We start from the raw sequence: 13750 nt of genomic DNA, 5'->3' as shown, positions 1-13750 counted from the left end.
TAAAATTGAGAGGACGAATCTACAATGCAAAAACAATTACAACAAATTACAGCTGATATGCAGCTTGAAGAACATTATCACACATTAGAAAAAGCTCTACTTGATTTATATTTCCATAAAAATTGCACAACTAAATCTTTAGCTCATACGACAGACTTACCAATACCTATCGTTTCAGCAATGAAGCAAGAATTTGCCAAACAAGGTTGGGGTAAACATAGCTTAACGAAAAAAGGCCAGCTCGCTATTTCGCAATATTTTCAACTCTCAGGTGCTGATGCTAAACTCTACCTTCAATTAACGACAGATGATGCATTTCGTACGGAATGGATTACACAAAATATAAGCGAATTAAGCACTATTTATGATGCTAGACCCAAAGCTGACGTGGCAATTGATCAAGCAAAATGTACGGTTGAGACAGCCTTAAAACGTGCATTGCTCGCACTAGACTATACGATGCTACTCAATAAGCGCATTTTGTGTTTAGGCGATGATGATTTCATCAGTATTGCATTAGCGTTTTTACTAAAGAAAATCGCTCCAAATTCTACAACTAAAATTGTTGTGTTAGATATTGATAGACGAATTTTATGTACGATTAGCAAAATAGCTAAAGACTATGAGCTTCCGATTAAAACAGATTATTATAACGTTCAGGAGCCTTTGCCTAAAACATACGCTGACCAGTTTGATTGCGTATATACAGATACACCGTATACCTTGATTGGCGCACAGCTTTTTTTATCACGTGCGATTAACGCATTAAAGCCAGAAGCAATGCGACATGTGTTTTTTTCCTACGCTAAACGTAGCTATCAAAAGCAGTGGCAACTACAGCAAAGCTTACATGCTATGGGCTTCGTGATTGACAGTATTCAATACGAGATAAACACTTATGAAGGTGCGCAGATTTTAGGCGCTACAAGCCAATTGTTCGTATTACAAGCAACAGAACAAATGACTTCCTACATTCCTAATCAGCGTAAATTTACGCGACCAATTTACACAGGAGAAATTGAGCGGAAATCCGTCGTATATCAGTGTATCCATTGTCAGCACGCACTTACAGTCGGAGCTGGCTATCCATACAGCACGATTGCTCAGCTTCAAGCCAGTGGTTGCCCGAATTGCAAAAATAACAGGTTTTCACAAATTAAGAGAACAGTAGAAAAATCACAATCCCAGCATGCATTAGGGCATCATATTTTATTAGAGTTGCACGATTGCAATGATGCATTGCTCAATGACGTACAACAAATTAAAAAGATTATGTGTCAAGCTGCCCATATAGCAAAGGCAACAATTGTGACCGAACATTTCCATCATTTTTCACCTTACGGGGTTAGCGGTGTAGTCATTATTCAAGAATCACATTTAACGATTCATACGTGGCCAGAGTACGGTTATGCGGCAATAGATGTTTTCACGTGTAACAGTAAATTAGCTCTACAAGACGCTGTTCAATATATTACTGAGCAATTTAATGCAGGAAATGCCACACAACATTACCTGCATCGAGGTAAACCATAACTCTTAAAATGAAACAGGAAAAGAAAACAAATTGTTTTCTTCTCCTGTTTTTGTATTTTTACTTGATTGAAGCGAGAGGAGCTGGGGGACAGCGAAATTACCGGAGCGCCTTAAGCTTCTTAAGGAGTGGAAGCAAGAGGTTTAAGGTTTACACAGAGCTACCATGTGAACTTGAGGAAAAAATAATTGGTATAAAATAAAAACATTATGTTAACTAAATAAGGGGACTCAAATATAGGCAACGGAGCGGAATATTCAATCTATTAATTAGGACACCCAAAATTATTTTGCTTAGTTTGCGTTTCTCGATAGCATTCAATTTAAAACAGATGAGGTATTTATTAGAGCGTTTCTTGTTCAAAGTTCTTATTCATACAATGACGGAAACTAACACATCACTTCGATTAAAGAAATTTGTTCTGTAAGAGGAGTATGAAGATGTTTGGGAATATTTGTCGAATATTCAATCTATAAGTTTTAAAAGACTTTAGATTAGGAGATGCTTTATGAAAAAGGTGTTATTAACATTCACAGTCCCATTCCAATTCTACCATTTTTTTATAACATCAAGATTCTTAGTTCTCCAAAATATTCCTCCGAAACCTTTTATCATCGTATCTAACTCCTGTCTGTCTTTAAATGTTAAGTTTCTTTCTTCAACTAGGTTGCTCCGTTAGTTTGAATAAAAATTATAGACATCTACTTGTAGAGTACGGATACTTCTTAAATATGTCAATTTTCATTTTTATTCAAATAAAAGCTGAACTAAATTGTTTGAATTAGTTCAGCTTAAAAATACCTCATTACTGGTGTATTAATGATATTACTTTAACTCATGTAAAAGTCATGATGAGTGATTTTTGAAGATCCATTTCTACAATTATTAGATGTATAGGTTCATAATAATTTGCTCGCCAATACGTCCCATTCTTCTTTCCCCATTATCGACAAAGCCAACTTTTAAATACAAATTTTGAGCGGGAATATTTTTATGATTAACGACTAAAACAACTTCGTTACAACCTTTAAATTTTTTCTTAATAAATTCAGGCAGTACCAACATCCCTTTTTTGGCATACCCATTTCCTTGTTGTTTATGATCAATAGATAGTGCAGTAAGTAGCATAGCGTTTGGATTATTAGAGTACTCTTTAACTCTTTCAGTTGCGTGCAGGACAAAAAATCCAACAGGCACATTATCACTCAAAATAACGATTGGATATTGTCCAACCATTTCTATAGAAATCTCTTTAGGAAGGGCAGTAAATCGACTTTGTTCTTCCGGAAGCTCAAAGTCATTCAAAATATCCACAAACTCTTCTGAGAAATGTACTAATTCAATGGTGTTCGTTTTTTGCATAAAATAGCCTCCTTTTTTTATTATTTTAATATCGGAACAAATGTTCGTCAAGAGGCTTGGTTTATAAATGTAAATAATAACGAAGATGCCCTTGGTGTTTCCACGTAGCACTACTAACTAAACAAATTACCAATAAATAAAATGAAAGAAATGATGGCAGCTAGAAGCAATAAGAGAGCCATTGTCATAAAGCTTAGAATCAAAGTAGTAAGATTTTTAATATCTTTCATTCCAATGAGAGTTAAGAAAAAGCTTCAATGGATGGAAATGAAGATGTGAGACAAAAAACTTTATCAATGTAAGGGATAGGAAGTTGACATTGTTTTGATTAGGAAAATATTAATCAAAACATTATAATAATAGAGAAAAAATGGCTCATCACCAAAAGTTGTGGATGGCAATTGTTAAAACGTATGCCATATATATAAGTTGATTGGAGTGAAGGCTGGGCGACTCTAAGAAAGCGCCAGTCGGAACGGAAATCAACCACACGTTATGGTGATGATCCGAAAAAATTGAAATGAAGGAGAAGAATGTATGAATGATTTTCTTGACTTATATGATTTAGTAGAGACAGACCAGTTTGAAGAAGTAAAAGATATTTTAAACGAAAATCCAAGCTTAGCTTTAAGTAAAGATGAATATGGTTTTACTTTATTACATGCTGCTGTAAGTACCGAAAATCTAGACCTTGTTAAATATTTACTTGCCTTAGGTGTCGATGTAAATTCGAGAAATGATGAGGGGATTTCTCCACTACATATAGTACTTTACCCAGAAGTAGCTGAATGTCTATTAGATCATGGGGCATTTATAGATATCACTGCAAATGATGGAGATACTCCTTTACTTACACAAGTTTCAGAAGGTGAGGAACGCATCGATATTATTCAATTACTTCTAAAAAGAGGAGCAAACCCAGAAATTAAGAATGTTTTTGGGAAAATTGCGTTAGATATAGCTAAAAGCAGGGAAGAAACACTTATCATTAAAGAATTATTAAAAAATGTTTAAGTAAATTACAGCCTTATTTTTGTAAGCCAAAAGAAATGTATGAGTTAAAAGTTGAAGGATAATAGGTGCTGACCCTATATGGTGCCATAAATGTGGTTGTAACTTGGATATAGAAGTTATGCCAAACTCAACAGATTTGAAGTTGAAATTAATTGGTTGGGATAAAGATGGAATATTTCCATATTTGCAAAGAGACGTACAAATAAATAGTATTTGTCCACATTTTATTACAAAAAAGCTGTAGCATACGGCATCGCTACAGCTCAATAGTGGTTGGTTATCGACTTACTTAGGTTAGTCAGTAAAGGAATTATATCATACAATAGGGCAAATTAAAAATAACAACAGCTATATTTGATGAAGATTTAATCATAAGGCAAACTATTTTAGAAATACACTAAAAATATTTTAATTATTCTCTTGCCAAAATAGGAATATTTGTTCTATTATATTGTCAAACGAATGCTCTTATTTTGATAAGGAGAGATGAAACTGACTACTGCAGCAAAAATGTATTTAGAACGTGATGCTGAATTTGAGCTTGAGGAAATAGCGTATGCATTAAGCGAAGCAAAAGAAGAAGGCAAAAATAAAGTTTTTACAGTATATAAAAAAGAAGAGCCTTTGACAGGTATGGTCATGAAAAAAATCATTTGCCCAATTCGAAAAGCAAATCCAACTCGACGTATGGCAAAAGTGACAAAAGAACATCGTACGTGTCCAAATAAATTGTAACGTAACTTTAAACAAGGTGTCGCAGGAAAAGTGTTATTAACGGATATCCCATATTTAACGTACGGAGGCAGTAAACGCGCTTATTTATCAACGATTAAAGATGCTGAAACGAATGAAATTTTAGCGTATGAAGTGTCGTCGTCATTAAGTATCGACATTGCCTTAAATACGCTTCATCAATTGAAGAAACACCATCATTTAACAGAAGATGCCTTTATACATTCAGATCAGGGATTCCATTATACGAATCCACAATTCCAAAAACTTGTGAGAAAAATGGGATTAGGGCAATCAATGTCGCGTCGAGGAAACTGTTGGGATAACGCCCCACAAGAATCTTTCTTTGGGCATTTTAAAGATGAGACGAACGTGAAAGAATGCCAGACACTAGAAGAAGTGAAACAGGAAATAAAGCGTTACATGATTTATTACAATCACTATCGAGGGTAATGGAATTTGAAAAAGCTACCGCTTGCAAAATACAGACAGCAGCTCCAACAAGTTACCTAGTTTTTTTCAAAAATGTCCTTTACAAAGGGCACACTTTACTCACTTATCTAAGCTTTTTAATTTTCTACTAATCGTTGATTGATTCACTTCGAGCACTTCGGCAATTTTAGTAGCTGTTTTATATCTCTGTTTTGCTAATTTGAGCAGCTGTTCTTCAGCGGCTTTTATACATTTTTTTAAAGGAATAATATTATTAACAACAACATTCTCCGAGTGTCTGTGCCCCGCTGGAATTAAAAACGCATCTAAATCTGCTTTGTCTATCACGTCGTTTTCAGCTAAAACGACTAGTCTTTCAATAATGTTTTGCAGCTCTCTTATATTACCAGGCCAATCATATTGTTGCAGTAATTCGATTACACCAATCGAAAATGTTTTAGACCGCGCATATTTTTCGTTAAATATATGAAGAAAATGGTGAATAAGAGATAAAATATCATCCTTACGATTTCGTAAAGGAGGAATTTTAATTGGAATAACGTTTAAACGATAATAAAGATCTTCACGAAATTTGCCTTTTTTTACTTCTTCAAATAAGTCTCGATTTGTAGCGGTAATAATCCGTATATTTACGTTAATTTGTTCTATCCCGCCAATTCTAGTAAATTTTTGCTCCTGAAGGAAACGTAATAATTTAATTTGTAGAGTCAGCGGCATCTCACCAATTTCATCAAGAAATAGAGTTCCATTATTCGCTAATTCTAATAAACCTCGTTTTTGTTTAGCTGCGCCTGTAAAAGCCCCTTTTTCATACCCGAATAATTCTGATTCAAGCAGATCTTTTGGAATAGCACCACAATTTATCGCGATGAAAGGTTTATCGGTACGCTCACTGGAGCGATGTATATAATTAGCAATTACATCTTTACCAACACCAGTTTCACCTAAAATTAATACTGTTGAATCCACGTTTGCTACTTTTTGGGCAAGCGAAATAACACGTTCCATTTCAATGCTTTGATATACAATATCATTATTCTTACTAGTTTTACTTCGTAAATATTCAAGTTCTTTTTTGTAACCTTCCATCAACTGTTTGGTTTCATTTAATTCTGTTTGTAGACGATTTACAGCTGTAATATCTCGAGAAGCGTTAACGACTCTAGTTATTTCCCCGTTCTCATCTTTAATAGGAGTGCCAACAACCATCAACCGTCTTCCTGTCTGAGTCTCTTGGATAAGAGAGACGGTTTCTTTTCTTTCCAGTACTAGTCTTGTAACGGAAGGTTTAAAAATTCCGGACTTTTCAAGTTCATATACGTTTTTTCCGATTAATTCCTCTTTCTCTTTCCCCCATAGCTTTTTACAAGCAGAGCTAACTCGCAGTGTGGTTCCATTTTCATCCGATACGTAAATAACATCATACGATATATCAAATATCGCTTTTAAATCACTATTTAAATTTTTGTAAGCATCTAATTCTTTTAAAAAGACTTCATAATAGTGTTCTTCGTTAAATAAAAATGAGCCGCCTATCAGTTCATTTTTTTTCTCTGAATAAATGGGCGAATAATTGAAGAAGAATTTACGGTCTGAATAATAAACATCATTAAAAAAATGAGCCTTATCAGAAAGCATATTTTTATTCATGGCCGGAATTAAACTAAAAATGGATTTTGTTATGATTTTATTTTTATCAACCTGAAGAAGCCCAGCTCCTTTATTATTCATATATTGTATATTTCCTCTGTTATCTGTCATAATATAGCCCGTTCGCAACGAATTGATGGCTGATTCTATAGACATTTCCATATCCAATTATATTCCCCTCACAACTTTCATGCTTTTTTGCATAATAATCGTGCAAAAAAGCATGTTTTTTAAAATTATCATATAGTGATTTTTGTACATTATCAATACTACCAGGCAAAATTGTAGTTGAATGGATTTTGGCACGAAACTTGCAGTAGTAATTATTAGAGAGGAGGAATCATTAAAAGACTTTTATTGAGGATTAAGTGAACGGTAAAAAATCTAGTCGACTTGAGGAGGATTATACGGATGAAACATAGTTATCGTTATAACATTTTGTTCATGATGGTTCTGATGGTTATCATTAACTACATTGACCGCGGAGCCATTTCATATGCGTCTGAGCAAATTATTGCTGAATTTGGTTTTAATACAATCGCTTGGGGTGCTGTATTAGGTTACTTTGGATATGGATATTTATTTGGAGCACTGTTTGGTGGTGCATTAGCTGATAAAAAGGGACCAAAATTTGTCTGGATAATCATCGGAATCGGTTGGTCGATTTTTGTTATGGCTACTGCCTTTGCAGGCGAAATTGGCATCGCTTTATTTGGCGGTTCAGCCCTTTTTGGTTTTGCATTTATCCGGATTTTATTTGGATTTTTTGAAGGCCCAACATTCTCAACTATTAATAAAACAGTAGCAAACTGGGCGACACCAAAAGAAAGAGGCTTTGCGGTATCTTTAGGTTTGCTAGGAACGCCTCTCGGTGCAATGCTTACAGCTCCTGTTGCAGTATTTCTTTTATCAGTCACTAGCTGGAAAATAATGTTTCTCTTCTTAGCAGCTTTAGGATTGATATGGGTTGTTATTTGGACTAAGATGTTCACCAACTTACCTGAGGAACATCCTAAAGTAACAAAAGAGGAACTTGAAAAAATTCGTTCAAAGAGTGATTTACTTCCAGATGAACAACTCGTTGAAGCAGAAGAAAAAATCAATATTAGATGGTATCACTTTTTTAAAAATCCAACTTTAGTTTTTAATGCGATTGGATACTTTGCATTCCAATATATTAACTTTTTGCTTTTAACATGGACACCAAAATACTTACAAGATGAATTCGGATTCCAATTATCATCTTTATGGTATTTAGGGATGATTCCATGGATCGGTGCATGTTTTACCGTTCTATTAGGTGGGAAACTTTCGGATTATTTAAGAATGAAGACAGGAAATTTAAGAATTGCCAGGTCAGGCCTAGCTGTAGTTTCGTTATTATTAACTGCATGTTGCTTTATGTTAATTCCTAGTGCTAATTCCATCGCTGGTGTCATGCTATTGATGACAATCGGAAATGCATTTAACTCTTTGCCAAACTCAGTCTACTGGTCTGTCATCATTGATACAGAACCGAATAGAGCGGGTACATTTGGCGGTATTACCCATTTCATTACAAATACTGCAACAATTATTGCTCCTACCCTGACTGGATTTTTAGTCATCAGTTATGGCTATTCTTCCATGTTCACAGCTGCTGCAGTTGCTTCTGTGATCGGGATGGTAGCTATGCTATTTGTAAAACCTGGTAAGAGAAAATCTAAAAATATTGCTGTCGTTTAAGCAGGAGGTGATTTTGATGATGGATATAGTTACAACTGGTAAACGGATTCAAAAGAAAGAGATTTCGCCTGTTGATTTGGTGAATCAATCTTTAAAAAAGATTTATGAAGAAAATCCTACAAATAATTCATTTATTACCGTTTCAGAAAATGAAGCATTAAATCAGGCAAAAATATTAGAAGCGGAATTAATAGAAGGGAATATACGAGGGCCCCTACATGGAATACCAGTAGCTATCAAAGATTTGGTTTATACGAAAAAAATAAGAACAACCATGGGTTCAAAAATATATGAGACCTTTATTCCAACTTATGATGCGACAGTTATTAAAAAATTAATAGCGGCAGGAGCGGTCATCATTGGCAAGACCAATACACATGAGTTTGCCTATGGTCCAACAGGGGATCGTTCCTATTTCGGTCCATGCCGAAACCCCCATGATCTAGAGAAAATGTCTGGTGGTTCTAGCAGTGGGTCTGCTGCTGCAGTCGCCGCTAATATGGTGGCAGCATCTATCGGTACAGATACAGGTGGCTCTATTCGTATTCCATCATCCGCATGTGGGGTTGTCGGGATGAAACCAACATTTGGTTTAGTAAGTAAAGCAGGCGTTTTCCAACTTGCTTATACACTGGATCACACTGGTCCCATCACAAAAACAGTCAAAGATAGTGCAATATTATTAAATATTATTGCGGGATATGATTCTGAAGATCCGTATTCGTTAATAAAAGATAAAGAAGACTATTTAAGATTAATTGGCAAAAAATTGAGTGGTAGGACAGTAGGGATCAATTCTTTCTATTTTAATCGGGTCGATGAAGAAGTAAAAAGTGCAGTGAATAAATGTATAAGTATATTAAAAGATTTGCAAGTAACCGTGAAAGAGGTTAATATCCCTGTAATGAAAGAAATTGCAGAAGCACAATCCATCACCATTAAATCAGAGGCTTCGGCTGTACACATAGACACAATCATTAATCATAAAAATGAAGTGGATGAAGAAGTCTATCAAAGATTAGTCAATAGTCAGCGAGTTAAAGGTTATGAATATGCGTTATCGCAGCTAAAAAGAAATAAGTTAATTGCTCAATATAATGACGTATTTAGTCAGATTGATGTTTTAATTGCACCTACGCTCCCTACTACGGCTCCTAATATAGGAGAACGAAAAATTGTTATAGAGGATACGACAGAATCCGTTCAAGATGCTTTATTAAGATTAACATCTCCAACAAATTACACAGGAAATCCATCCTTATCGATTCCCTGTGGAAAGGCGAAAAACGGATTGCCAATTGGCGTTCAATTAATCGCTAAACATGAAGAAGAAGCGACTTTATATCAGTTTGGGGAAGCGTTGGAAGAAGCTTTGAGTATTAATTTTTCGTCAAAGTGAAAAGACTTCAGATAACCCATTAGTTATTCGTTCTTTTACATGTAAACACAGCAGAAAAATTGTGTAAATTTGCTGATGAATAACAAAACGCTTGACAAAAATATCAGTGGAGGTGAGTAGAGGCCTTCACTGATTGACATTTTACAAACTGCCATTATCATTTACAGCAGTAATAACATCAATAAAATATTATCTATTAAGCTTTCTTTTTCTCTTCGACAAACATCAACCCAATTCCAAAGGCTAATTACTGAAATTACAACATTGTTTTCTTATTGGGGTTCCGCCAAGTCAAAGTGAGTCCTAGTTTAATCTTAACAACGGCTTAATAGTTTGCAACTTCAATTAAATTATCATCTGGATCACGAATATAAACAGAAGTAATTGGACCGATAGCACCTGTTCTTTGGATAGGACCTTCTTCAATTGCAATTCCTAACTTCTTAAAATGATTTATTACATCCAGTAAAGGAACATCTGTTATTAAACATAAATCAGCACTACCAGACGTAGGCTTTGCAGCTTTTGGTTCAAATTCTTTTCCAACCTCATGTAAATTAATTTTTTGTTGTCCAAAACTAAGGGCTTTTCTGCCCTCCCTAAATGTGACCATTTCCATTCCTAAAGCTTGTGTATAAAACGAGCATGTTTTATCAATATTTTTTACAGTCAAAACTAAATGATCTAAATGTGTTATTTTCATATTCGACCTTCCTTAAGATAATACTTATTTTATCTCGCACTAACGGGCAGTAATTTTATTACCATTTTACTTGAATTGGGAAAAATATAGAATAACTTTTTGAAAGAGTATGTGGAGGCTATAAAATTATAGAGGGGAATTCGATTAAAGAAGGGGAGTTGTCTCATGCTTTACCCATATAGAAATGACGCTAGAAAAACTTTAATTCCTTACTTAAAAAAGCTTGATAAAAATGATTGGTTTTTAAAGTCCGATGTTTATCCAAAGACACTTGCATGGATTATTGCTCACATTGCAAGCAGTGAGGATTATTGGATTAATGAAATTGCCATGAAAAATAAATGTATTCTAAACCTAAACGAAGAAAGTTCACCGAAGGAAATATTGAATGGATATATTCAGATCAGGCATTATACTGATAAAATTTTACACTCAGTAAACATATCAGAGCTACATACGTTAATTGAGGTACCAAACTTTAATGATGGATGGAAACCTCCTTCAGAACCAACATTGAACTGGGTATTTAATCATATATATATGCATGAAACCTATCATATCGGACAAATTGCACTTATAGCTCATCTTAATGGATTTCAAAAACCTTTATTTTAAATCTGGTAGAGAAAAATTTTACATAGGAGAGTATACATGAAACAGAAAATCAAGCAAGCTGTACAAGAGGCTTATACTGCAATGTATAATGGCTTAAAGGATGAACAAATATATGCTGTTGTTTTAGTGACAGACGGAGATTGTGGGAGTCTTTATTTAACTATGGGGACAGAAAAATCGCTACTTCAAATTGGTAAGAATTATGAGGATGACCCAGAAGAGTATCGATTTTTGAAGGATGAATATTTACACTACGATGATACAGATATGCTAGCAAAGGTGAGTCGTGAGTTATTAGATAAAATATTGTATGTTGAAGATGAAGAATTTGTTGAACATAAAGTGATGGTTCATGAAGCGATGAATGATACGATGTATGAATTGAAGCGGGAGGGTGTTATTGACGAAAACATTTTGGCTTTTATTTCGGTGACTGATGATGATGACGATGAACATTTGGAGCTTGCGTCAGCGAAACGTTGCAATCCGAACCATCCGTCCCTACCTGCATTTATTCGTAATTGGCAGCATTAAACAGTAAACAATCTCGTATTATTGATAGTGGCGATTTTTAGCCGGAGATATAATAATAACTTGTAGTACATGTCCTAAATTTGATAAATATAAGGGGCTCTAGTTAATAGGTCTTTCAAAAATCAGCTCGAAATAAGACGTGTTCCTATACCAGATGTTGCTAATGCAGGAGCTACTAATTGTATGAATTTCCAGCCGTCTTTTGCTTTTTCTTTAATAACATCTTGATAATTTAATTTTGGTTTACTAGATAACTTCGTGAATTCGATTTTCACTATACCTCTACCTATTGTATGGATGACATTGGGAAAGGTTTCGCCAATGTATTTTAAAAAAGGGTCACTGGACCAGAGTGACCCCTAGCCAACAAATCAGGAGATGCAAAGCTAAATTCGCTTTACACTACTATTATTATGATTTGATAGCTATTTTGTATGGTGAATTGTCTGAGATAAAAGATTTAAAATATAAAAAGCTGAATAGCATAATCGCACGGACAATTAAGGATGGAAATATATTGAGGCATTGGTGGAATGGTATTGGGATTAACCTGCACGTATAGATAGTTAGAGGTTTAATGCATGACGCTGCTATTTGGATAAACTATTTACAGTTACTGATACTATTTGATAAAACACTTGGTCCGAGCTTCCCACTTTTGGAATTAGAGAGTCGTACTTGTACTTCAACGTTCTTCATTTCAGCTGTAATGGGATCAAATCTTCCTGCCCAAGTTGGACTTAATTCTTCTGAAGTTGGATAGAGTTTAAATCGCCAACTAATCTCTTTAGGGATAAATGCAAAGCCTTCATAGCCATCAAAATCTCCGTAAAATGAAGGTTCGGGAAGGTGTACAGCGAGGATACTTAAATTTGTCCGTGCAAAACTAGGTGGATTCAACTGCACTTTATAAATCAGTGCTTCACCTTTTGCATTTTTCATGCTTTTATCAACTGGCTCCAATATTAAACTGCAAGGCATTGTAATCGCATTTGTTTGAACTGGAGATATAATAAAGGCGGCAAAAAAGCATGAAATTAGAAAATGTTTTTTCATATAGCACCTCTTTTCAATTGCTGTGGTTAGTATGTCTCACTTTTTGCTTGAAGATGAAAGTAAATGTTAACAAAGTTCCATGTAAAAAAGGTTGGAGATTAACTACCCATAAAAGCCCGATTGGTGAAGACTAATAATCAGTGGAAAACCCCCACTGATTAAAGCTTTACTTTATATGTGAAGTTAAATTCAAATACTAGCCATCAGGATCGATAGTACGAAAATCTTTCATTCCTCAAGATTGCGTTGTAAGATTTGATTCTATTGGATAATTTTTATCAAGAACACGTTGATATACTTGTTCGATATTATCAAAGATTATTATTACTTCGACACCTTTTCCTTTTAGTTTCAAACCTCCTTTTTAAAAATAATGATCTTCTTTAAAAACTTGATCAGTTGTTAATAATAAAGCAAAATTCTCCGTTTTAATCATCGCACTCATGTCGGTCTTCTTATAAAATGTAAGACCTAAAATTTCCTCATAAAAATTAATAGATTTATGTAAATCTTCAACAAATAATTCTAAACGAAATTCCATTATTCTTTCTCTTTTCGCTTCCTTTTGTACAGTTTAAATGAAATTAATCACCTATACATAAAATCCGAACACTAATTCTCTTATAAGTGTCTAATAAAAAAATTATCATTTGTCCTTGAATCTCCAGTAGCGTCACCTTTTATGATGAATTTAGTTGCTTACTTTAAAAGGTAACAATCAAATATTTTATGCTATTGGAGGAACAGCACAATGAAAAAAGAGAGTTTATTAAATAGAGGATTGGCAAGTTTAATGCATCTGTTCTCGCTATTATTAACCTTTGTTTTGCCTATATTGGTGAAAAACACAAGTTGAAGAATTGCTAATATGAAAAAGTCACTCATTTGAAACATAAAAATGAGTGACTTTCGTTTGTTTTAAAACAAAAATGATAGGTACCGATAGAGCATTTACCTGTTCGGATTTATTCGATAC

12 protein-coding genes and 2 pseudogenes are annotated in these 13750 nt (G+C 34.3%); 7 read left to right on the top strand and 7 right to left on the bottom strand.

What is annotated here, in order from left to right; all coding sequences use genetic code 11:
- The first annotated feature begins 24 nt into the window (after nt 1-24).
- Complete coding sequence (gene speD, locus FJQ98_RS15060) at nt 25-1533, top strand: adenosylmethionine decarboxylase (protein WP_053597235.1); 1509 nt, start codon at nt 25-27, stop codon at nt 1531-1533.
- A 550-nt stretch (nt 1534-2083) separates the two neighbouring features.
- On the opposite strand, the pseudogene FJQ98_RS15055 reads toward speD, so the two are convergent.
- Together FJQ98_RS15055 and FJQ98_RS15050 are read right to left on the bottom strand one after the other, a co-directional pair.
- A pseudogene (locus FJQ98_RS15055) lies at nt 2084-2146 on the bottom strand (VOC family protein); the annotation flags it as partial.
- 270 nt (nt 2147-2416) lie between these two features.
- The gene (locus FJQ98_RS15050) at nt 2417-2893 is read right to left on the bottom strand and encodes a GNAT family N-acetyltransferase (RefSeq protein WP_053597234.1); all 477 of its coding nucleotides are present in this window, start codon (nt 2891-2893) and stop codon (nt 2417-2419) included.
- 537 nt (nt 2894-3430) lie between these two features.
- Here FJQ98_RS15050 and FJQ98_RS15045 point away from each other — a divergent pair.
- Both FJQ98_RS15045 and FJQ98_RS15040 read left to right on the top strand, forming a co-directional pair.
- The gene (locus FJQ98_RS15045; RefSeq protein ID WP_053597233.1) at nt 3431-3907 is read left to right on the top strand and encodes an ankyrin repeat domain-containing protein; all 477 of its coding nucleotides are present in this window, start codon (nt 3431-3433) and stop codon (nt 3905-3907) included.
- Nucleotides 3908-4543: 636 nt separating this feature from the next.
- Nucleotides 4544-5092: pseudogene (locus FJQ98_RS15040) on the top strand (IS3 family transposase); the annotation flags it as partial.
- Between the two features lie 99 nt (nt 5093-5191).
- Here FJQ98_RS15040 and FJQ98_RS15035 read toward each other — a convergent pair.
- Nucleotides 5192-6904 (bottom strand): sigma 54-interacting transcriptional regulator, encoded by a 1713-nt coding sequence (locus FJQ98_RS15035; RefSeq protein ID WP_053597353.1) that lies wholly within the window; start codon nt 6902-6904, stop codon nt 5192-5194.
- Nucleotides 6905-7153: 249 nt separating this feature from the next.
- Between FJQ98_RS15035 and FJQ98_RS15030 the strand changes: the two genes are divergently transcribed.
- Nucleotides 7154-8467 carry an MFS transporter gene (locus FJQ98_RS15030; protein WP_053597232.1) on the top strand — a complete coding sequence of 438 codons (1314 nt, stop codon included), beginning with the start codon at nt 7154-7156 and terminating at the stop codon, nt 8465-8467.
- A gap of 16 nt (nt 8468-8483) precedes the next feature.
- Nucleotides 8484-9866, top strand: a complete 1383-nt coding sequence (locus FJQ98_RS15025) for an amidase (protein ID WP_241774662.1) — start codon at nt 8484-8486, stop codon at nt 9864-9866.
- Between the two features lie 325 nt (nt 9867-10191).
- Here the strand turns inward: FJQ98_RS15025 and FJQ98_RS15020 are convergent, their stop codons facing one another.
- Nucleotides 10192-10569: a VOC family protein gene (locus FJQ98_RS15020; RefSeq protein WP_053597231.1), complete on the bottom strand. Its 378-nt coding sequence runs from the start codon at nt 10567-10569 to the stop codon at nt 10192-10194.
- Between the two features lie 165 nt (nt 10570-10734).
- Here FJQ98_RS15020 and FJQ98_RS15015 point away from each other — a divergent pair, with 165 nt between their 5' ends.
- Both FJQ98_RS15015 and FJQ98_RS15010 read left to right on the top strand, forming a co-directional pair.
- Entirely contained in the window at nt 10735-11184 is a 450-nt protein-coding gene (locus tag FJQ98_RS15015; RefSeq protein ID WP_053597230.1) for a DinB family protein, read from the top strand.
- A 36-nt stretch (nt 11185-11220) separates the two neighbouring features.
- Nucleotides 11221-11718, top strand: a complete 498-nt coding sequence (locus tag FJQ98_RS15010) for a DUF4303 domain-containing protein (protein WP_053597229.1) — start codon at nt 11221-11223, stop codon at nt 11716-11718.
- 122 nt (nt 11719-11840) lie between these two features.
- On the opposite strand, the gene FJQ98_RS15005 is transcribed toward FJQ98_RS15010, so the two are convergent.
- From FJQ98_RS15005 to FJQ98_RS26845, 3 genes are all read right to left on the bottom strand, one after another.
- Complete coding sequence (locus FJQ98_RS15005; RefSeq protein ID WP_241774661.1) at nt 11841-11993, bottom strand: DUF4177 domain-containing protein; 153 nt, start codon at nt 11991-11993, stop codon at nt 11841-11843.
- A 328-nt stretch (nt 11994-12321) separates the two neighbouring features.
- A complete protein-coding gene (locus tag FJQ98_RS15000) occupies nt 12322-12774 on the bottom strand; it encodes a YoqH family protein (protein ID WP_053597228.1) in 453 nt (150 codons plus the stop codon).
- Nucleotides 12775-13138: 364 nt separating this feature from the next.
- A complete protein-coding gene (locus FJQ98_RS26845) occupies nt 13139-13315 on the bottom strand; it encodes a VOC family protein (RefSeq protein WP_241774660.1) in 177 nt (58 codons plus the stop codon).
- Nucleotides 13316-13750: the final 435 nt, after the last annotated feature.

The sequence above is a fragment of the Lysinibacillus agricola genome, assembly GCF_016638705.1.
GTDB classification, from domain to species: domain Bacteria; phylum Bacillota; class Bacilli; order Bacillales_A; family Planococcaceae; genus Lysinibacillus; species Lysinibacillus agricola.
Note: the sequence above shows the minus strand (reverse complement) of the source record. Positions and strands in the feature narration are given on the sequence as shown.